Source organism: Streptomyces sp. CB01635 (assembly GCF_002803065.1).
Lineage (GTDB): Bacteria > Actinomycetota > Actinomycetes > Streptomycetales > Streptomycetaceae > Streptomyces.
Map to the genome: position 1 here is coordinate 1,160,456 of NZ_NNBL01000003.1, position 18,083 is coordinate 1,178,538.

18 protein-coding genes are annotated in these 18,083 nt (G+C 70.3%); 6 read left to right on the plus strand and 12 right to left on the minus strand.

Annotated features, from left to right (window positions below):
* Positions 1-75 precede the first annotated feature (75 nt).
* Positions 76-255 (plus strand): hypothetical protein, encoded by a 180-nt coding sequence (locus CG723_RS13450; protein WP_100593497.1) that lies wholly within the window; start codon positions 76-78, stop codon positions 253-255.
* A 28-nt stretch (positions 256-283) separates the two neighbouring features.
* On the opposite strand, the gene CG723_RS13455 is transcribed toward CG723_RS13450, so the two are convergent.
* The 5 genes from CG723_RS13455 to CG723_RS13475 all read right to left on the minus strand — a co-directional run bounded on the left by CG723_RS13455 (position 284) and on the right by CG723_RS13475 (position 5,101).
* The gene (locus CG723_RS13455; protein ID WP_100593498.1) at positions 284-661 is read right to left on the minus strand and encodes an NUDIX hydrolase; all 378 of its coding nucleotides are present in this window, start codon (positions 659-661) and stop codon (positions 284-286) included.
* Positions 662-792: 131 nt separating this feature from the next.
* Entirely contained in the window at positions 793-1,668 is an 876-nt protein-coding gene (locus CG723_RS13460; RefSeq protein WP_100593867.1) for a geranyl diphosphate 2-C-methyltransferase, read from the minus strand.
* A 79-nt stretch (positions 1,669-1,747) separates the two neighbouring features.
* Complete coding sequence (locus CG723_RS13465) at positions 1,748-2,797, minus strand: family 2 encapsulin nanocompartment cargo protein terpene cyclase (protein WP_100593499.1); 1,050 nt, start codon at positions 2,795-2,797, stop codon at positions 1,748-1,750.
* A 25-nt stretch (positions 2,798-2,822) separates the two neighbouring features.
* Positions 2,823-4,268: a family 2B encapsulin nanocompartment shell protein gene (locus CG723_RS13470; RefSeq protein ID WP_100593500.1), complete on the minus strand. Its 1,446-nt coding sequence runs from the start codon at positions 4,266-4,268 to the stop codon at positions 2,823-2,825.
* A gap of 287 nt (positions 4,269-4,555) precedes the next feature.
* A complete protein-coding gene (locus CG723_RS13475) occupies positions 4,556-5,101 on the minus strand; it encodes a GNAT family N-acetyltransferase (protein ID WP_100593501.1) in 546 nt (181 codons plus the stop codon).
* Positions 5,102-5,149: 48 nt separating this feature from the next.
* On the opposite strand from CG723_RS13475, the gene CG723_RS13480 reads away from it, so the two are divergent.
* Positions 5,150-5,740, plus strand: coding sequence for a TetR/AcrR family transcriptional regulator (locus tag CG723_RS13480; protein ID WP_100593868.1), 591 nt, complete (start codon positions 5,150-5,152; stop codon positions 5,738-5,740).
* Between the two features lie 13 nt (positions 5,741-5,753).
* Here the strand turns inward: CG723_RS13480 and CG723_RS13485 are convergent, their stop codons facing one another.
* Complete coding sequence (locus CG723_RS13485) at positions 5,754-6,764, minus strand: LacI family DNA-binding transcriptional regulator (protein WP_234374277.1); 1,011 nt, start codon at positions 6,762-6,764, stop codon at positions 5,754-5,756.
* 190 nt (positions 6,765-6,954) lie between these two features.
* On the opposite strand from CG723_RS13485, the gene CG723_RS13490 reads away from it, so the two are divergent.
* A complete protein-coding gene (locus CG723_RS13490; RefSeq protein ID WP_100593502.1) occupies positions 6,955-8,319 on the plus strand; it encodes an NCS2 family permease in 1,365 nt (454 codons plus the stop codon).
* 29 nt (positions 8,320-8,348) lie between these two features.
* Entirely contained in the window at positions 8,349-10,058 is a 1,710-nt protein-coding gene (locus CG723_RS13495; protein WP_100593870.1) for an adenine deaminase C-terminal domain-containing protein, read from the plus strand.
* A 48-nt stretch (positions 10,059-10,106) separates the two neighbouring features.
* On the opposite strand, the gene CG723_RS13500 is transcribed toward CG723_RS13495, so the two are convergent.
* Genes CG723_RS13500 through CG723_RS13525 form a run of 6 tightly spaced genes read right to left on the minus strand, consistent with a single transcriptional unit; the run spans position 10,107 to position 16,569 of the window.
* The gene (locus tag CG723_RS13500; RefSeq protein WP_100593503.1) at positions 10,107-10,898 is read right to left on the minus strand and encodes an ABC transporter ATP-binding protein; all 792 of its coding nucleotides are present in this window, start codon (positions 10,896-10,898) and stop codon (positions 10,107-10,109) included.
* Positions 10,895-11,938: an ABC transporter ATP-binding protein gene (locus CG723_RS13505; RefSeq protein ID WP_100593504.1), complete on the minus strand. Its 1,044-nt coding sequence runs from the start codon at positions 11,936-11,938 to the stop codon at positions 10,895-10,897. Before CG723_RS13505 ends, CG723_RS13500 begins: the two co-directional genes overlap by 4 nt.
* Positions 11,935-12,804, minus strand: coding sequence for an ABC transporter permease (locus tag CG723_RS13510; protein WP_100593505.1), 870 nt, complete (start codon positions 12,802-12,804; stop codon positions 11,935-11,937). The genes CG723_RS13505 and CG723_RS13510 overlap by 4 nt, the downstream gene beginning before the upstream one ends.
* Positions 12,801-13,733 (minus strand): ABC transporter permease, encoded by a 933-nt coding sequence (locus CG723_RS13515; RefSeq protein ID WP_100593506.1) that lies wholly within the window; start codon positions 13,731-13,733, stop codon positions 12,801-12,803. Before CG723_RS13515 ends, CG723_RS13510 begins: the two co-directional genes overlap by 4 nt.
* Entirely contained in the window at positions 13,730-15,346 is a 1,617-nt protein-coding gene (locus tag CG723_RS13520) for an ABC transporter substrate-binding protein (RefSeq protein ID WP_100593507.1), read from the minus strand. Before CG723_RS13520 ends, CG723_RS13515 begins: the two co-directional genes overlap by 4 nt.
* Positions 15,343-16,569 (minus strand): amidohydrolase family protein, encoded by a 1,227-nt coding sequence (locus CG723_RS13525; protein WP_100593508.1) that lies wholly within the window; start codon positions 16,567-16,569, stop codon positions 15,343-15,345. Before CG723_RS13525 ends, CG723_RS13520 begins: the two co-directional genes overlap by 4 nt.
* A 78-nt stretch (positions 16,570-16,647) precedes the next feature.
* On the opposite strand from CG723_RS13525, the gene CG723_RS13530 reads away from it, so the two are divergent.
* Together CG723_RS13530 and CG723_RS13535 are read left to right on the plus strand one after the other, a co-directional pair.
* Complete coding sequence (locus CG723_RS13530) at positions 16,648-17,340, plus strand: FadR/GntR family transcriptional regulator (protein WP_100593509.1); 693 nt, start codon at positions 16,648-16,650, stop codon at positions 17,338-17,340.
* 72 nt (positions 17,341-17,412) lie between these two features.
* Entirely contained in the window at positions 17,413-18,066 is a 654-nt protein-coding gene (locus CG723_RS13535; protein ID WP_100593510.1) for a GntR family transcriptional regulator, read from the plus strand.
* The last annotated feature ends 17 nt before the right edge of the window (positions 18,067-18,083 follow it).

The window sequence follows — 18,083 nt, forward strand, 5'->3', positions numbered from 1 at the left end:
GAAATCTACGGAATGCGCGACCGGGGACTTCTTCCGGGCCCGCGAAGCCGACGTGAGATGGCGAGGTGCCGAGTCATGAGCAAGAACTCACCGGCGAAAGGGCACCACGGCATAGGTGCACGAGGGCAGGGCAAGCTGCTGTACTTCCACTCGCAGATCCCGCAGGCGGCCGTCAAGCAGGCGAAGGACCAGCTGCCCGGTAAGTCCCAGCAGCCCCACGATCATCGCAAGGCCAACGGCCGCTGGGCCCCGTGACGAGGTCCGGCAGACCAGTTGGAGGGCCTCACACGGGCGTGTGGCCCTCCAAGTAGTTGCGCACGGCTCCCGGGGGCGTGACGTCGACGGCCGCCGCGACCGGAACCCAATGGATCTGCTCCGGCGTGAGCCGCGCCCCGTCCGACGGGTCCTCGGTCAGCAGCTGACACAGGACGGCCGGCCGGGGATCTCCCTGAGCCGCCTGTGGTTCGAGTGTCGATGAACCGTCGACGAGATAGCCGGTGAGCTCGTACACAAGGCGCGCGGCGGTGGCCTCCGCCGACTCGGCGGGCTCGGGAATGCCGGACGGCAGCTCACTGCCGTCCGGCTGTTCCACCAGGAGCAGGCGTCCGTTGTGGATGACGACCGCCTGCACCATGCCGTGGGCCGTCTGCTCCAGCGCCATGATCCGACCGCCCTCTCTCTGTTCCGCGTGATCCGTCCGCCCGGTGTGCGGGCCTTGCCTTCCTACCCCACGAAGGCCGGTTCACGCGGACGTCGCCGGATCAGGGATCAGGGATCAGGGCGGGGCCGGAGTCAGACGCGGTCGGCGACGATCATCAGGTACTGGAAACTGCCGTTCTTGTACGCGGTGAGGAACGTGTCCTCGATGCCGGTGACCAGATGGTCGGCCTGCTTGCGCAGTTCCCAGTACGGCAGCGCGGCCTCGGTCAGGTCCTCGACGTGCACGGGGACCAGGCGGTTGCGGGCCATGGCGCGGAAGTACTCCGACCGTGGGTGGATGTCGCAGATGTAGTGGGCGTTGATCAGGGACACCTCGCGCGACGCCCGGCCGTAACCGTCGTTGTAGCAGCCGGTGATGACCACGTACCGGCCGCCGCGGCGCAGCAGCCGGGCGTGTTCGGCGAAGAGCAGCTCCAGCTCGACGTACATGGTCGACTCGTTGTTCCACGACGCGCCGAACGCGCCGGTCGGCAGACCGGTGTCGAGCATGTTGCGGTGGTGGTAGCGGACCTGGCCGTCGATGCCGCGCTTGGCGGCCTGGGCGTTGGCGAAGTCCGCCTGTTTGGCCGAGATGGTGACGCCGTCGGTCTGGCAGCCGTACCGCAGATGCGCCACGACACTGCCGCCGCCGCGTCCGCAGCCGGCGTCGAAGGCCCGGTCGGTGGCGGTGAGCGGGCCGAGGTGGTCGGCGAGGCAGTTGGCCTGGGCGTGTTCGAGCCGGTGCAGCTCGGCCGTGATCCGGTCGTTGCGCCGCGTGGGGTCGGGCTCGTCGAGCACCGAGTTGTCCGCGGGTCCGATCCCGTAGTGGTGGTGGTACAGGTCGTCGATCTTGCCGAGTTCGAGGTTGACCGGGTTTTCCTCGGCGTTCCAGTATTCGGCGACACGGGACTGGTACGTGGACTGGGCCGGCAGCGGAACGGCCGAGGTGAAGTGGGGAGCGGTGGTCAACAGGTACTCCTCGCAGTGCATTTGACGATGGATCAGGTGAAACGGACTTCGGGTCCGAGTGGCTGGACCGGTGCGCGGACTACCAGTAGTTGGGCAGGTGGTAGCGGCGGCTGTTCGTGGCGTGCCACTCGTGGTTGCCGGCCACCCAGGTGCTGAGGCCCTGGACGTACCGTTCGACGAGGGGTGACATGGCGGACAGAAGCGCGGCCTTCTCTTCGAAGGCCGTCTGGATCTCGTTGTGGATGTCGACGGACTTGAGGTAGGCGGCCTTGAGGCCGCACCGTTCGTTGGCCGCGACGACCTGCGGCAGGTTGAGGTGGGTGGGGTCGTTGGCCAGTTCCTTGGTGAAGGAGTACAGGTCGTTGACGAGCGTCGTCGCATTGCACGCCAGCGCCGTGACCCGCTGGATCTCGGGGCGGGCGTAGACGGCCTCGGGCAGTTCGTAGCCGTCGACCGCGTCGACGAGGGACAGGCAGGGGCGGAAGTTGTTGAACTGCCGCATGACCAGGTACTCCCACACGCGCGGCATGTGCCGGGTCTCCGCCCAGGCGGCCTCGGCGAGGTACCCGAGGTGCAGCCGCGCGATGTCGTGGACGAACCGGGACGCCTGGCTGGGTGTGGCGAAGGCGGCGTAGTCCTGGAAGGCCACGTGGTACGAGCGCAGCGGGCCGTCGGCCTGCACACCGTGGCGCCACTGCTCCTCCGCCTCGGCCGTCCCGTGGTACGGATCGATCGCGGACTGCGCCATGATCAGCCGGCCGCCGAGGCCGCGCGGTGATCCGCCCTTGTCCTCGCAGTAGCAGTCGTCGACCATGTTCTCCGCGAGCAGCAGCTTGCCCGCGGCGGTGAGGCGGTCCAGGTCGGCCGCCCCCGGGTGCTGGAGCACCACGGCCCGCCCGACCTGGAAGCTCGCGAAGTCCTCGAACCACGCCTCGGGGAACAGATCGAGACCGCGGGCCCAGATCTCCAGCCTGCGGTCGACCTCCTCGACCTTCACGGGATCGGCGGGGACCGCCGGCTGGTGACGCAGCCCGGGGACCGCGCCGCCGCGCCGTGTCTGCAGGGCGTGGGCCAGGCTGGGCGGCCCCGGCGGAGAGAACGGGGCGGTGGTGTCCGGCGGTGCACTCATCGCGTACCCCGTCCGTCGGCGTGCGTCATTCGGCGGTCCGTCCGATCTGCACGTTCTCGAGGATCCCCGCCGCGTCGGGGACGAGAATCGCCAGCGAGTAGTAGGCGGTGACGAGGTAGTTGATGATCGCGGTGGTGTTGATGCCCATGAACCTGACGTTCAGGCCGGGCTGGTACTCCTCGGGGATGCCGGTCTGGTAGAGGCCGACGACTCCCTGGTCGGACTCCCCGGTGCGCAGCGCGAGGATGCTGGTCGTGTGCTGCGGCGTGACCGGGATCTTGCCGCAGGGGAACAGCGGAACGCCTCGCCAGGCGGGCACCTCATGGCCGTCGACGTTCGCGGTGCCGGGCACCAGACCGCGCCGGTTGCACTGCCGGAAGAACGCGGCGATCGCCTTCGGATGGGCGAGGAAGAGCTTCGTCTTACGGCGCATGGAGAGCAGTTCGTCGAGATCGTCGGGGGTGGGCGGGCCGGAGAAGGTGCTGATGCGCTGGCCGTAGTCGACGTTGTGCAGCAGCCCGAACTCGTGGTTGTTGAGGAGTTCCCACTCCTGGCGCTCGCGGATCTCCTCGATGGTGAGGCGGAGTTGCTCCTCGGTCTGGTCCATCGGGTCGTTGTAGAGGTCGGCGATGCGGGTGTGGACGCGCAGGACGGTCTGGGTGAGGGACAACTCGTATTCGCGAGGCGTGAGTTCATAGTCGACGAAGCCGCCGGACAGCGTCGGCTCACCCGTGTGCCCGGACTGCACGGGGACGTCTGCCTCACCCTTGCGGTTCCTCGGCAGCCGCTGCCGTTCGACGTACTCCCGCAGGTGCGCGTCGAGGGACGGTGTCCGCTCGGTGAGCTCCTCGACGACGTCCCAGGGCAGTACGAGAACGGTGCCCGCGGTCTCGGCCCGGACCGAGCTGAGCCACAGCGGGTCCGGCTGGCCGATGGCCTCGTCGCCCATCTGGTCGCCGTCCGTGACGACGCCGATGACCTCCTCATCGCCGTACTTGCCTTCGGTGAAGCGGGTGAACCGCCCGTGGGCCACCAGGTACGCCTCGGTCACCGGCTGCCCGGCCTCGAAGAGGATCTGCCCGGCCCGCACCTCCCGGGTCCGGAACCGGGTGGCGATTTCCTTCAGTACGTCGATGTCGTCGTACCCGCGCAGGACGGGGAGTTCGGTGAGCGTCTCGGGGATGACTTTGATGTCGTTCCCGCCGTTCTGGTCGAACTGCACCCTGCCGCGGCCGATGCTGAGCTGGAGACGCCGGTTGACCCGGTACGTGCCGCCCTTGACGTCCACCCATGGCAGGGACTTCAGCAGCCACCGTGAGGTGATGGCCTGCATCTGCGGTGCGGACTTGGTGGTCGTGGCCAGCCGGCGTGCCGCATGGGTACCGAGACTGGTCAGCTGCTGGTCGGTCGGGACTTCAGGTGCGGTCTCTTCGTCGCTCGCGGGACCGGTGGCACTGTCCGGTACGGACACATTCCCTCCCAGGAGATGTAACGAGGGTGGGCGAAGCGATCGGTGGTACGAAAGCTCCTCGTTGCACACACAAGGCAAGCAGCCGGGAGTGGTGGCCAGGTACGGCGCGAAGGGGGCGATTTCGTGTCCTGGAAGTGCAAACCTGCCGAATGAGGCAGACGGTCAAGCGGACCGTGATCGCGCGCCGTCCCGCACCACGGGAACGTGTGCGCGGGACGCGTACGAGCGATGGGGCGCCGCGGTGGGTGGCTATTGGGTTTGCCATTCCCGGGCGCGCGGTGTCGTGGTTACTGGGCGCGCCACTCCGGAGCGAGGATCGCCCAGAGCTGCGTGCCGTGACGGGTGCCGTCGTACGGCCAGGACTCGCGCTGAACGCCTTCGAGTGTCATGCCGAGCCGTTTGGCCACCGCGGCGCTGCGTGCGTTGTCGGCCCGGCAGTGCCATTCGGCGCGGTGCAGGCCCCGTGTGGTGAACGCCCAGTCCAGCAAGGTGCCGCACGCCGGTGTGATCAGGCCGTGGCCCTCGGCGTCCGGATCAAGCCAGCAGCCGATCTCGCAGGAACCGGAAGCGGCGTCGAAGTCCACGAACATCACGCCGCCGACGAGCGTGCCGTCGAGCCAGATGCCGTAGAGGCGGCCGCCGTCCGCGGCCTGGCGCTCGGCGTACCGGCGCAGTGTGGCGCGCGCCCCGTCGACGTCGACAGTGACGAACCCCGCACCGACCCACGGCCGGATGTGCTCGCGCGCCCGGTCCAGGTGGGCGGCGAACTCCTCGGCATGCCATATCTCGAGCGGGGCGAGACGGGCGTCGTCCCGCAGGGGGAGAGAGAACATGAGGACCCCATTCACACAACAAGCGTTTTGGCTATGTACCGTAGCAGGATGCCACGTACCAAGGGGGACCATGAGGCCCGTCGCCGTGACGTCTCCGAGGCGGTCTGGCGGGTGCTGGTCGCGCACGGATTCGGCGGCCTGACCATGCGCGCCGTCGCCGCCGAACTCGACGCGTCCACCGGCCTGCTGACCCACTACTTCCCGGCCAAGCGCGACCTGGTCGCGTACGCCCTCGACCTGCTCGAGCAGCGGACCGTCTCGCGCCCCCGGCCTGCGGCGGGGGAGGGCCTGGCCGCGCTGAAGGCCGCCCTGATGAGCATCCTCCCGCTGACGGGCGAGGCAACCGACAGCAACCGGATCTGGGTGTCCTCCTGGGACACCGCGCTCGCCGACCCCGGGCTGAGTGCCGACTACGCCGGCAAGTACGGGCGAGGTCGCGACAAGCTGCGCGACCTCGTCGAGGCCGCTCAGGAGGCGGGCGCACTGCGCGCCGGGGATCCGGCGCGCATCGCGGCCGGCGCCCAGGCCTTCGTGCTCGGCCTGGTGGTGCAGGCGCTGTTCGACCCCGAGGCGTTCCCGCCTCGTCGCCAGGCCGAGCTCCTTGGCGACTATCTGGACGCGTTGACCCGCACTCGGTAGCGGGCCGGCGGGGCTACCGGTTCGCGGGCGGAGCCGTCGACGCGCGCAGGACCGGCCGGGACGGCAGCCGGGAGGTGACCGTGACGTGGTGGCCGGCGAGCAGGTCGATGAGGCGCGTGACGGCGAGTGCGCCCACCTCCTCCACCGGGACGTCGAGCGCGGTCACGGAAGGTGTCGTCGACTTGAGGCTGCTCAGATCGTCGGCCGCGGCCAGACTGACGTCCTCGGGCACCCGGCGATGCGCTGCCGCGAGTCCGTGCAGCAGACCGAGCGTCAGGTAGCTGTTGTACGCGAGCACGGCCGTGGCCTCGCGCGGGAGGGTGCGGGCGGCCTCGATCCCCGCGTCGAACGTGGGCGGCATGGGGCCGAGGACATGCAGCCGGGCCTTCGCCTGTTCCGCCCGCTCCCTCAGGATCGCGGACCGCTGCCCGTCGGCCCAGGAGCCCGCGGGGCCCGAGACATACGCGATGTCCCGGTGACCCTGGTCGAGGAGGTGATCCATGAGCTGCGCCAGGCCCGTCGCCGTGTCGGCCACGACTGCGGGCAGCCGGCCCACCTGGCGGTCGACCAGTATGAGGGGCACGCGCCGCGCGCGTTCCCGCAGCGCGGCATCGGTTCCTACCGGAGTGACCATGATCAGCCCGTCGGCCTGTTCCGCGAGGCGGTCGGCGAGCTCCGCCTCGCGCGTGGGGTCGTACTCCGAGACGGCGATCAAGAGGTGACGGTCGGTCTTCTCGGCGGTCTGCTGGGCGCCCATCACGAGCGGCGCGAAGAACGGGTTGGAGAGCGTCGGCACGACGAGACCGACCAGTCCCGTCCGCCCGGTGGTCAGCGCGCGGGCGGCGGCGTTGGGGTGGAAGCCGAGGCGCTGCGCGGCGTCCAGTACCCGCAGGCGGGTGGGTTCCGCGACCAGCTCGGGGCGCTGCAGGGCCCTTGAGGCCGTGGCCTTGGACACCCCCGCCGCGCGCGCCACATCCATCAGCGTCGCCATCGCCGCCCCCTGCCTGACGTGCCCGCCGAGCATGCGCGGGCCCCTGTGTTCACATTCGCTTTACGGCATGTCATCATACCTGCAACCGGTCTCTGCAACCGGTTACAGAACCCGGTTGCAGAGACCTGGCCCAAGCCGGGTGTCCCCACCTCCCGCGAGCCCTCCCGCGCCGACGCCGCCGCAGGCAGTCCTGCCCGACCCCTCATCCCCGCCGAGGATTCGTATGCCACCCACCGCTCCGACCACCGGCGAGCAGACCGCCGTCACGACCGAGCCACCCGCCTCGCTCACCGAACGTCTCTTCAGCGTCCGAGGCCGAGGCAGCACCCACCGCACCGAAATCGTGGCGGGCGCCTCGATGTTCATGGCCGCCGCCTACGCCGTGGTCGTCGTGCCCGGTCAGCTGGCCGGCGCCGGTGTGCCGCACGGCGCCGCCACCACCGCCGTCATCATCGCGATAGCCCTGGCCACCCTGGCGATGGGCCTGATAGCCAACCTGCCCTTCGTCGTCGCCCCGGGCCTCGGCGGAGTGGCGCTCGTCGCGTTCACCATCGTCGGCCAGGATCACGTTCCCTGGGACACGGCGCTCGGCATGGTCTTCTGGTCCGGCGTGGCCTTCCTGGTGCTGACCCTCCTCGGCATCCGCGACCTCGTCACGCGCCTGATGCCGATGCACCTCAAGTACGCCATCAGCGGCGGCCTCGGCCTCTACATCGCCCTGATCGGATTCCGGGACGCGGACCTCGTCGTCGGCAACGCCGACAAGGCGGCGCTCGCCGTCGGCGACCTGTCGAAGCCCGCCGGTCTCCTTGCCCTTGCCGGGTTGCTGCTGCTCACGGCGCTCGCCTCGCGCAAGGTGCCCGGCGCGTTCCTCCTCACCATCGCGGCGGTGACGATCGCCGGTATCCCGCTGGGCGTGACCGAGGTCCCCGACAGCCTCTTCTCGGCGCCGGACTCGCCCGGCCCGCTGCTCTTCCACATCGACATCCTCGGCGCCCTCAAGCCCGAGTACTTCCCGTACATCTTCGCCTTCTTCGTCTCGGAGTTCTTCTCCATGACCGGGACGCTGCTGGCCGTCGCCGGGCGGGCCGGGCTCCTCGACAAGGACGGCAACATCCCCGGCTCCCGCCGCCCGTTCCTCGTCGACTCCGTCTCCGTGATGGGCGGGGCCGCCGTCGGCGCGCCCTCGATGACGGCCTACCTGGAGTCGTCGGCCGGTGCCGACTCGGGAGGCAGGACCGGCCTCGCGTCGGTGTGGGCGGCCTGCGGCTTCGGCCTCCTGCTGCTGGTCACCCCCTTCGCGACGCTGATCCCGTCCGCGGCCACGGCGCCCGTCCTCATGTACATCGGGCTGAACATGCTCGGTGCCCTGAAGAACGTCGACTTCAAGGACCCGACCCACGCCGTCCCCGCGGCACTGACCGTCGCGACCACCTTGTTCTTCGGCAACTTCGGCACCGGCATCGCGACGGGCCTGGCCGCGCACGTTCTGGTCAAGACCGTCAGCGGGCGGATCCGCGAGGTGGCCTGGCCGCTGTGGATCGTGATGATCCCGCTCGGCTACTACTTCTACACCCTCGTCCCGTGACGGCACCGTCCACGAAGGAGCACGACGACATGAGTGAACAGCACGACCTCCGGATCTTCGGCGGGAGCGTGGTGTCCACCTTCACCGGCGAGGAGTTTCCCGCGGACGTGCTGGTCCGGGGGAGCGCGATCAGCGCCGTACTGCCGCCGGGCACACCCGCCGAGGCGCGCGAGGAGATCGACGCCACCGGCATGCGGATCGTCCCCGGTTTCGTGGACGCCCACATGCACATCGAGAGCGCCTTCCTCACGCCGCAACAGTTCGCCGCGGTGACGCTGGCCCGCGGCACCACCACCGTCCTCGCCGACCCGCACGAGATCGTCAACGTCGCGGGCCGGGACGCCATGCGGTGGATGATCGACGCCGGTGACCGGACGCCGCAGACCCAGCTGTGGGGCGTGCCCTCGTGCGTGCCCGCGCTGGAAGGTCTTGAGCACGCCGGTGCGGCGCTGTCCGCCGACGACATCGCGGAGATGCTGCGCTGGCCGGGCGTGGTGGCGCTGGGCGAGGTCATGGACTACCGGGCGGTCGTGGCCGGCGACCCGCGGATGGCAGCGGTCACCGCCGCCGCCCGGGCACAGGGAACGATCCTGGACGGCCACTGCCCGAACCTCAGCGGCGCCGAACTCAGCGCCTACCTGGCCACGGGCGTGGACTCCGACCACACCAAGAACCGCACCGAAGTGGTCCTGGAGAAGGCCCGCCTGGGCATGACGATGATGCTCCAGGAGAAGTGCCTCGACGAGGACGTCGCGAAGGCACTCCTCGACCTGCCCCAGCTGCCGCCGCTGTGCCTCGTGACCGACGACCTCGCGGCCGACCACATCGTCACCAAGGGACACCTGGACCACATTGCCCGTGTGGCGGTGGCGGCGGGCTTCCCGCCGCACGTCGTCCTGCGCGCGCTGACCTGGACCCCGGCGCAGCGGCTGCGGCTGTACGACCGGGGAGTCGTCTCGCCCGGCAAGCGCGCCGACCTGGTCCTCCTGCGCGGCGAACTCGCCGCGTTCGACCCGGCCGTCGTGCTGGCCGGCGGCCAGGTCGTGGGCAGGGACGGAGCCGCGGTCTACGAGGCACGGTCCGGGGAGGCAGGCGCCCTGGAAAGCCGGGTCGACGTTGAGGCGCAGGACGCCGAAGGGTTCCGCTGGCGCGTGGACCTGCCCGACGGGACGCACCGGTTCCGGGCCATGCGCGTGAACCCGCGTGACACCTATACCGAGGCCGCGGAGGTCGAACTCCCCGTGTCCGGCGGTGAAGTGGCGTGGGAGGGCCGGGCCGTGCTGGTCCGCGTCCGCAATCGCCACGGGCGCGACGGAGTCGTCTTCGCGCCGCTGCTCGGCCGGGACCTGGCCTCGGGCGCGGTGGCCACCACGTACGCCCACGACAGTCACAACCTGCTGACGATCGGTACGTCCCGTGCGGCGATGGCCGCCGCGTCGGCGACCGTGGTGGCCGACGGTGGCGGCGTGGCCGTCGTCCGCGGGACCGCCGGAGAGAGCGTGGCGGCGCGGATGCCGCTCCCGGTCGGTGGCGTGCTGTCGGCCGAGCCCGCAGCGCGGGTCGCCGAAGAGGCGGGCGCCGTGCGAGCCGCCCTGGAGGCGTGGGGATGGGAACACCTCAACCCGTTCATGAGCGTGTCCACTCTGACGCTCGCCGTGTCCCCCGCTCTGAAGATCACTGACCGGTCACTGGTGGACGTCGCGCGGCGCGCGCCGGTGGGGGCGACGGTCGGTTCCTGAACGGGGCCGGGGGAGTGACGGCGCCCGCCGCCACTCCCCTCACGAGCCTCAGGCGGGTTGCCTCCGACTCGGCTTCCAGCCGGGACGCGGGACCGCCGCGCGCAGTGCCTGGGTGTACTCCTCCTGGGGATCGCGCAGCAGATCGCGGGTGTCCCCGCGCTCGACGATCCGGCCGCCGGACATCACGACGGCGATGTCGCTGATCTGGTGGACCACGGCGAGGTCGTGCGAGATGAACACGTAACTGATGCCGCTGCGTTCGCGGATGTCGGCGAGCAGATTGAGGATCTGCGCCTGGATGGACACATCGAGCGCCGCCACCGCCTCGTCCAGTACGAGGACCTCCGGCTCGACGGCGATGGCGCGGGCGATGGCGACGCGCTGCCGCTGCCCGCCGGAGAGCTGGCGGGGGAGCATGGACGCGTGCCGCTCGGCCAGCCCGACCGCTTCGAGCAACTCCAGTGCGCGCCTGCGCCGTTCGGCGGGAGTCAGCGGGAAGTGCAGGGCGAGGCTGGTCTCCACGACATCGCCGATCCGCTGGAGCTTGTCGAGCGACGAGTAGGGGTCCTGGAACACGATCTGGATCTCGCGGGCGCGCCTGCGGCGTTCCGCCGATGACACCCGCCCGCCCCGACGCGGCCGACCGCACACGCCGATCGACCCGCCGGTCGGCGTCTCCAGGCCGACCAGCATCCGCGCGACCGTCGTCTTGCCGGAGCCGGACTCGCCGACCACAGCCAGCGACTGGCCGCGCGAGAGCGTGAAGGACACATCGTCGACGGCGACCGCCTGCCCGAACTCCTTGCGCAGACCCGCCGCCTCGATCACGAAGTCGCTCATGACTCTCCCTGCAAGGTGAGTTCGCCGGCCCGCGTGCACGCCACGCGCGCCCCCTCCAGCTCCATCACGGCCGGCCGCCCGTCCCCGCAGAACGGTCGCGCATGCGCGCACCGCGGGGCGAACGCGCACCCGTCGTCCGCCTCGAAGGCGGCAAGCGGCCGCCCAGGGATGACGGGCAGCCGGTGGACGACTTGATCGATGCTCGGCCGCGAGAGCATCAGACCGGAGGTGTACGGGTGCCGGGGGGTGGCCGTCAGCGCGCCGGCGGCCTGGGTTTCCACGATCCGGCCCGCGTACATGACGGCGAGCCGGTCGCAGGTGGCCGCCGCCAGCTCCAGGTCATGGGTGATCAGCAGCATGGCCGTACCGCGCTCCCGGCGCAGCTCGTCGAGGATGGCCATGACCTCGGACTGCGTGGTGACATCCAGGGCGGTGGTGGGCTCGTCGGCAAGGATCAGATCGGGCTCGACGGCAAGGACCGACGCGATCATGACGCGTTGCAGCAGCCCGCCGGACAGCTCGTGCGGGTACTGGCGCATCCGCCGCTCGCCGTCCGCGATGCCGACGTCCGACAGAAGCCGCACCGCCCGCGCCTTCGCCTCGGGGGCGGGCACGTCCAGGTTGGCGATCATGGCTTCGGTGAGGAAGTCGCCGATGCTGCGCACGGGATTGATGTGGGCCCGCGGATCCTGGAAGACCATCGCGATGCGCTGGGCCCGCAGGCCGCGCAGGGCCCGCCGGTCCATGTCGGTCACCCGGATCCCGTCGAAGACGATGTCACCGGTGACGCGCGCTCCCGGCGGCGTGAGCCCGAGGATCGTCCGCGCCGTCATGGACTTGCCCGAGCCGGACTCGCCGACCAGTCCCACGGATTCGCCCCGGCCGATCGACAGGTCGACCTCCTCGACGAGGGGCCGCCACTCCCGGCCGGCCGGAACCGCTAGCCCGAGCCCACGCAGATCGAGCAGACTGCCCCCGGGCAGACCCGTCTCCGTTCGACTCTTCTCCGGCTGATCCCTCTCACGCTTCAGGAGACTCATCGGTGGTCACGCTCCTCCTTGCCGAGGCGGTCGCCGAGCACGATCACCGCGGCGACCACGAGCACGATCAACAGGCCCGCACCCAGTGCCTCCAGCGGCTGTCCGCGCGTTGCGCCGTCCAGTCCGCTCTTGACCATCAGCCCCCAGTCAGCGGTGGGCGGCTGCACGCCGAGCCCCAGGAAGGAGATCGCCGCGAGGTCGATGACCGCGAAGCCCAGGGCGGACACCGACTGGGCGACGATGATCGGGCGCAGATTGGGCAGCAGGTGCCGTACGCAGATGGCGAACGCGGACCTGCCCTGAACCCAGGCCGCCGCTACATAGGGCATGTTGCGTTCCCGCAGCGCCGCACTGCGCACCACCCGTGCCACGTACGGGGTGTAGGCGACGGCAAGGCCCAGGACGACGCCGGTGACGCCGGGGCCGAGTACGGCCACGGTGATCAGGGCGAAGACGATGCCCGGGACCGCGAACAGCACGTCCAGCAGGCGCGAGACGACCGCGTCCACCTTGCCGCCCGCCCATGCGGCGGTGATCGCCAGCGCGGTGCCGACGACGGTGGACAGGCAGATGATGAGGACGGGACCGCTCAATGTCGTACGGGCGCCCCACATCAGCCGTGACAGCACGTCCCGGCCGAGGGCGTCGCCGCCCAGGGGGTGCGCGGCCGAGGACCCGGCCAGCGAGTTGAACAGGTCCGGCTGGTCGGGGTCGTAGGGAGCAAGGACGGGCGCGAGCAGCGTGACCGTCAGCACCACGGCGAGCAGCGCCGCCGCGGTGACGCCGGACACGCCGAGCGCACGCACCGCACGGGACGGGCTGAACCTGCCGAGTGTCCCGCGGACGCGGGTGGCCACGGCGGTCATCGGGACATCCGCGGGTCGAGGGCTTTGTAGCACAGGTCCACCACGAGGTTGATGAGGACGAAGGCGGCGACGAGAACGAGAACGACGGCCTGCACGACCGCGAAGTCGCGCTGCAGGATCGCTCGTACGAAGAGGGAGCCGAGGCCGTCGAGGGCGAACACGTTCTCCACCACGACCGAGCCGGCGATGAGACTGGCCACGGTCAGGCCGGTGACGGTGATCACCGGGATCGACGCGTTGCGCAGTACATGCCGGCGGATTACCAGTGCCTCGGCGATTCCCCGGCTGCGGGCGGTCTCCACATGCTCGCGCCCCAGTTCCTCGCGGACCGAGGCGCGGGTGATGCGGGCGAGGAAGGCGGCGCTGCCGAGGCTGAGGGTGATCGCAGGGAGCGTCAGGTGATACAGCCGGCCGAACAGGCCTTCCCCTGGCCCGAACACCGGGAACCAGCCCAGGCCCAGGGCGAACACGATCACGAGGAGCACACCGATCACGAATGTCGGCGTGGCGAGGAACGCCGAGGAGACTGCGCTGATGACGGCGTCCACGCGCCCCCGGCGCAGTCCGGCCAGCACGCCGCCCGCCACACCGACCACGACGATCAGGACGGTGGAGTAGCCGACCAGGAACGCGGTGGTCGCCGCGCGGGCGCCCATCAGGCCCGAGACATGCTGGCGGTACACCAGGGAGCTGCCGAAGTCGCCGCGCACGGCGTCACCGAGCCACGCCGCGTAGCGGACCAGGAAGGGGTCGTCGAGCCGGTACTGGGCCCGGATGGCGGCGATCTGTTCGGGCGTGCCGCTCCGGTTGCCGAGCAGGAACGCCATCGGCCCGCCCGGTACGAGGTAGAGCAGTCCGTAGACGAGGAACGAGGCGACGACCAGGACGACCGCCAGTGCGATCAACTTACGTGCCAGATAGGTGATCATCTGGCCCCCAGCCCTGCGGCCCACGGGTAGTACAGGTAGGGGAAGGACGGCACGGCGCCCGTCACCCGCTTGTTCATGTAGAGGATCACGGGCAGGTTGTTGAGCGGCATCCACACGACGTCGCGGGTCACCTTCTCCTGGATCCCGGTGACGAGCGACGCCCGTGCTGCCGGGTCCCCCTCGGCCCGCGCCTTGGCGATGGCGCCGTCAACTGCCTTGTAGTCGCTGAAGTTCGTCCGCCCGCCTTTGCGGAACACGGTGTAGATGTCCAGCGGATCCGGCACATTGCCGTACCAGGTGCTGAGGAAGGCGTCGATGCCCTTGCGCGCCTTGGGGTCGCTGTAGAGGTTGCCGTACTGCTCGACCGGGACGACCCGGATCTCGATGTCGAGGCCGAGCGCTTCGCCGGTGGCCTTCAGCAGGTTGGCGGTCTGCTCGTGCACAGCTGAACTGCCCTGGACGCCGATCACGATGGGCTTCGTCGGCGATCCCGCCTGGACGAGAAGCTCCTTGGCCTTCGCGAGATCGGTGGTCTCCGGTGGGAGGGCTTCGTACGCCTTCTGATACGTCTTGCGCTCGTAGCCCCAGTAGTCGCTGCCCGTCAGCGCGCGTTGCGGGGAAGCCGTTCCCTGGAAGACGACCTTGGATATCGCCGCGCGGTCCAGCGCGAGCGACAGGGCCTGGCGCACCCTCGGGTCGGCGTAGGGGCCGGACTTCGCCGAGCTGAGCAGCGCCCAGAACGTGAGGGAGCGGCCGAGGGTCACCGAGCCGGTGGTCGATTTCTGGAGCTGGCTGAGACCCGCGGGCGGCAGATAGAAGTACTGGCCGTCGACCTCGCCGGAGCGCAGGGCGTTGACGGCGGTCGTCTCGTCGGCGATGAACCGCAGGACCAGGGACTCGGACTTGGCCTTGAGGGGCTTGTTCCAGTAGTGGTCGTAGCGCCTGAGCGTCATCGAGTCGCCCGACTTCCAGTCATGGAACCGGAACGGTCCGGTGCACATCACGCCGCTCGACGGCGAGCCGAGCGACTTGCCGGCCTTGTCGAGGAACTTCTTCTGTACGACGGCGCCGGCGCCGGTGGCCATCGCCTGGTTGAACAGGGCGTCGGGCTGCTTGAGGGTGACCGTGACCTGCATGGAGTCCGTGGCCCGGACCGACTTGACGGTGTTGAAGTAGTCGCCCCACCAGGTGCCGAGCTTCGGGTCGAGGTGCCGTCGCAGGCTCGCCGCGACGTCGTCGGCGGTCAGCGGATCGCCGTTCCAGAACGTCACGCCCTTGCGGATCGTGTACACCCAGGTGGTGGGCGTCGGGTTGGCCGCCTTGACGGCGAGGCCCGGCTTGATCTTGAAGTCAGGGGTCAGCCGCAGCAGGCTCTCGCACATGTTGGCGAGGGCCGTGTTCTCCGCGTAGTTGAAGGAACGGATCGGGTCCAGGGTCTGCGGCTCGTACGGGAGGTTCCACGTCACCTTGCCCAGGCCCTTGGTGGCGGCGGGGGTGGTGGTCTTCAGGTCGAGCTTCGCCGGGGCGGCGCCCTGCCGCGGTTGTTGAGCTCCGGAGGTGCAGGCGGCGAGCGTCAGGACGAGCCCGATCACGGGGAGAGCGCGGCGCATCATCGGGAGGCCCCTTCGACGAGACGGTCTCGCTGTTGCCGGCCGTCGACCAGCTGTCCCTTGCGCGCGATCACGCGTCCGCCCCGCACGACCAGGCTCGGCACGGGCCGGTCCACGACGACCTGCGCCACCGAGTCGCCCGGAAGCAGCACGAAGTCGGCGGGGTCACCGACGCGCAGCTCCGTCCGCTCAAGGCCCAGGAGCGCGGCGCCCCCGTGTGCCACGACCGCGTAGCACGCGGCGAGTTCGGCGTCCGTACGGGCATCGGTGCGGTACGCGAGAAGGTGGGCCCGAGCGATCATGTCGCCGTCGCCGAACGGGGTCCATGGGTCGCGTACGCCGTCGGAGCCCGCCGCGACCAGCACCCCATGCGCGCCCAGGGGACCGAAGGGGACGACAGGGTCGGCTCCCAGGGCACAGGTCGTGAGGGACACCCCAGCCCCGGCGAGGATCTCGCCCATCCGCGCGAGTTCGTCGCCTTCGAGATCGGCGAGGCAGAAGGCGTGGCTGACGGTGACGCGTCCCTGCATGCCGTGCGCCACCGTACGGCGGGCGATCTCGGTGACCTGCTCGATGCCGGCCGGACCACCGTCGTGCAGGTGGATGTCGAGCGGGACGGCCGCCCTCTCGGACAGGCCGAACAGGACATCGAGCTGGCCGTGCATGTCCCCGTCCACGCCCACCGGATCCAGGCCGCCGAGCACGTCGGCGCCCTCGGACAGGGCCTTCTCGAGAAGCTCGGCCGTCCCCGGCGCGGTGAGCAGACCGAGCTGGGGAAAGGCCACCACCTGTACGTCGAGCAGGTCGGCGCGCGAGGCGGCGGCGGCACGGACGCCGTGCACATTGGAGAGCCCGTGGACGGGCGCGACGTCGACATGCGCACGCATCGCGCGGGTGCCGCGGGTGAGGGCACGGTCCATGAGCGCACCGGCGCGCTCCTCGACCGGCGCCGCCATGCCGGCCCGCGCGGCCACATCGCCGTCGATCAGATCCCGCAGGGTCGACGCGGGTGTACGGCTGAGCCAGCTCTGACCCCACGTGGTCTTGTCGGGGTGGATGTGGGCGTCGACCGGCGAGGGCAGGGCCAAGGCGCCGCCGCCGTCCACGACTTCGTACTCTTCAGGCAGAGCGGGAGGGGCGATGGCGGCGATACGCCCGTCGGCGACCAGAACGTCGCGGGGCTGCCCGCCGTCCAGACGTATTGCTGTGAACAAGATGTGCGTCATGACGGCATAGCTCCTTCGTTGGAGAAGAACCGACCGCTAGAGTTACCAGGTCATCAGATGACTAGAGAAGGGGTGGGGATGAAAAACGTGGAACGGGCGCCGTCCCTCGTCGACACCGTGATCGCCGCGCTGCGACAGGAGATCACTACGGGCACCTGGCAGCTCGGCGACAAGATCCCGTCCGAGAGCCGGCTCGCCGAGACGCTGGGCGTCAGCCGCCTGTCGGTGCGCGAGGCCGTGCGCGTCCTCGTGCACTCGGGCCTGTTGATGACCCGTCAGGGCAACGGGACCTTCGTGACCGCCACCGACGAGGCCCAGGTCGCGCTGCGCCGCCAGCTCGACCGCGCCGCCGCCCAGGACATCATCGACGTACGCCGCGGCCTCGACATCGTCGCCGCCCGGCTCGCCGCTACGAGGCGCACGGCGGACGATCTCCAGCAGATGCAGCAGGCCCTGGACGACCGGGCCGACGCGAGCCGGAACGCCGACGTAGACGCCTTCGCGGACGCCGACGTCGACTTCCACCTCCGCATCGCCGAGGCCTCCCACAACCCCGTACTGCAGAACCTCTACCGGGGGATGAGTGACGCCCTGCGCGACAGCGTCAAGGCCGACCAGTGCATGCAGCACACCCTCAGCGGCGATGACACGTCGCACGAGGACCTGCACCGGGCCGTCGAGGACGGCGACGCGGCCGGCGCGGCCGCCGTCGCGGTGGCCATCCTCGACCAGCAGGAGCACGGATCCGACGACCCGGCCGGCCGGCCGTGACCCGGGCCTCCGTCTTCTGCCGAAGGCGGGGTAAGGCCGAATGACCTGTGACGCGGTGCGAGAATAGGGATCATGGCAGGGGATGACACTTTTGAACCCGAGTCGGATCGGGTCACGCGCACGCTGCGCGATCAGATTCTCGACGGTGTGCGGGCGCCGGGCAGCAAGCTCGTGGAGCGGGAACTGGCGGCCGAGCTGGGGGTGAGCCGCCTGCCCGTCCGTGACGCCCTCAAGGACCTGGTGAACGAGGGTCTTGTCACCCCGCGCCCGCGGAGCTGGGCCGTGGTGCGTGAGTTCACCGCCTCCGATGTCGAGGATCTGGACGAGGTCAAGGCCGCCCTGGAGATGCTGGCGTTCCGTCTCGCCGCCCAGCGGCGCACCCGCGCGGGACTTGCGCGGTTGAGGGCCGACCTGGACGCCGAGCTGACGGCGGCGGCCAAGGGGGACGCCGTACCGGCGCGGCGGGCCGCGGCCGACTTCCACGAGACGGTGACCGCGCTGGCCGACAACGAGCTGCTGAACGAGCTCGGCCGCACCCTGAGCAGCCGCATGCGCTGGCTGCTCGGCCAGCACGACGACATCGCCGGCGTCGCCAAGGAGCACGAGGAGCTGTACGAGGCGATCGAGGCCCGGGACGTGCCGCGCGTCGAGGAACTGGCCCTCAAGCACCTGGCGACCGGACGCAGCGAAGCCGCCGCACACCGCAGGCGCACCCCGGAGCAGTAGACACACACCCGAGAGAC

What these genes read in the sequence shown, in the direction of transcription:
- CG723_RS13450 (WP_100593497.1), top strand. Translation starts at nt 76, where the DNA reads ATGAGCAAGAACTCACCGGCGAAAGGGCACCACGGCATAGGTGCACGA.
- CG723_RS13455 (WP_100593498.1), bottom strand. Translation starts at nt 661, where the DNA reads ATGGCGCTGGAGCAGACGGCCCACGGCATGGTGCAGGCGGTCGTCATC.
- CG723_RS13465 (WP_100593499.1), bottom strand. Translation starts at nt 2,797, where the DNA reads ATGAGTGCACCGCCGGACACCACCGCCCCGTTCTCTCCGCCGGGGCCG.
- CG723_RS13475 (WP_100593501.1), bottom strand. Translation starts at nt 5,101, where the DNA reads ATGTTCTCTCTCCCCCTGCGGGACGACGCCCGTCTCGCCCCGCTCGAG.
- CG723_RS13480 (WP_100593868.1), top strand. Translation starts at nt 5,150, where the DNA reads ATGCCACGTACCAAGGGGGACCATGAGGCCCGTCGCCGTGACGTCTCC.
- CG723_RS13485 (WP_234374277.1), bottom strand. Translation starts at nt 6,764, where the DNA reads ATGCTCGGCGGGCACGTCAGGCAGGGGGCGGCGATGGCGACGCTGATG.
- CG723_RS13490 (WP_100593502.1), top strand. Translation starts at nt 6,955, where the DNA reads ATGCCACCCACCGCTCCGACCACCGGCGAGCAGACCGCCGTCACGACC.
- CG723_RS13495 (WP_100593870.1), top strand. Translation starts at nt 8,349, where the DNA reads ATGAGTGAACAGCACGACCTCCGGATCTTCGGCGGGAGCGTGGTGTCC.
- CG723_RS13500 (WP_100593503.1), bottom strand. Translation starts at nt 10,898, where the DNA reads ATGAGCGACTTCGTGATCGAGGCGGCGGGTCTGCGCAAGGAGTTCGGG.
- CG723_RS13505 (WP_100593504.1), bottom strand. Translation starts at nt 11,938, where the DNA reads ATGAGTCTCCTGAAGCGTGAGAGGGATCAGCCGGAGAAGAGTCGAACG.
- CG723_RS13510 (WP_100593505.1), bottom strand. Translation starts at nt 12,804, where the DNA reads ATGACCGCCGTGGCCACCCGCGTCCGCGGGACACTCGGCAGGTTCAGC.
- CG723_RS13515 (WP_100593506.1), bottom strand. Translation starts at nt 13,733, where the DNA reads ATGATCACCTATCTGGCACGTAAGTTGATCGCACTGGCGGTCGTCCTG.
- CG723_RS13520 (WP_100593507.1), bottom strand. Translation starts at nt 15,346, where the DNA reads ATGATGCGCCGCGCTCTCCCCGTGATCGGGCTCGTCCTGACGCTCGCC.
- CG723_RS13525 (WP_100593508.1), bottom strand. Translation starts at nt 16,569, where the DNA reads ATGACGCACATCTTGTTCACAGCAATACGTCTGGACGGCGGGCAGCCC.
- CG723_RS13530 (WP_100593509.1), top strand. Translation starts at nt 16,648, where the DNA reads ATGAAAAACGTGGAACGGGCGCCGTCCCTCGTCGACACCGTGATCGCC.
- CG723_RS13535 (WP_100593510.1), top strand. Translation starts at nt 17,413, where the DNA reads ATGGCAGGGGATGACACTTTTGAACCCGAGTCGGATCGGGTCACGCGC.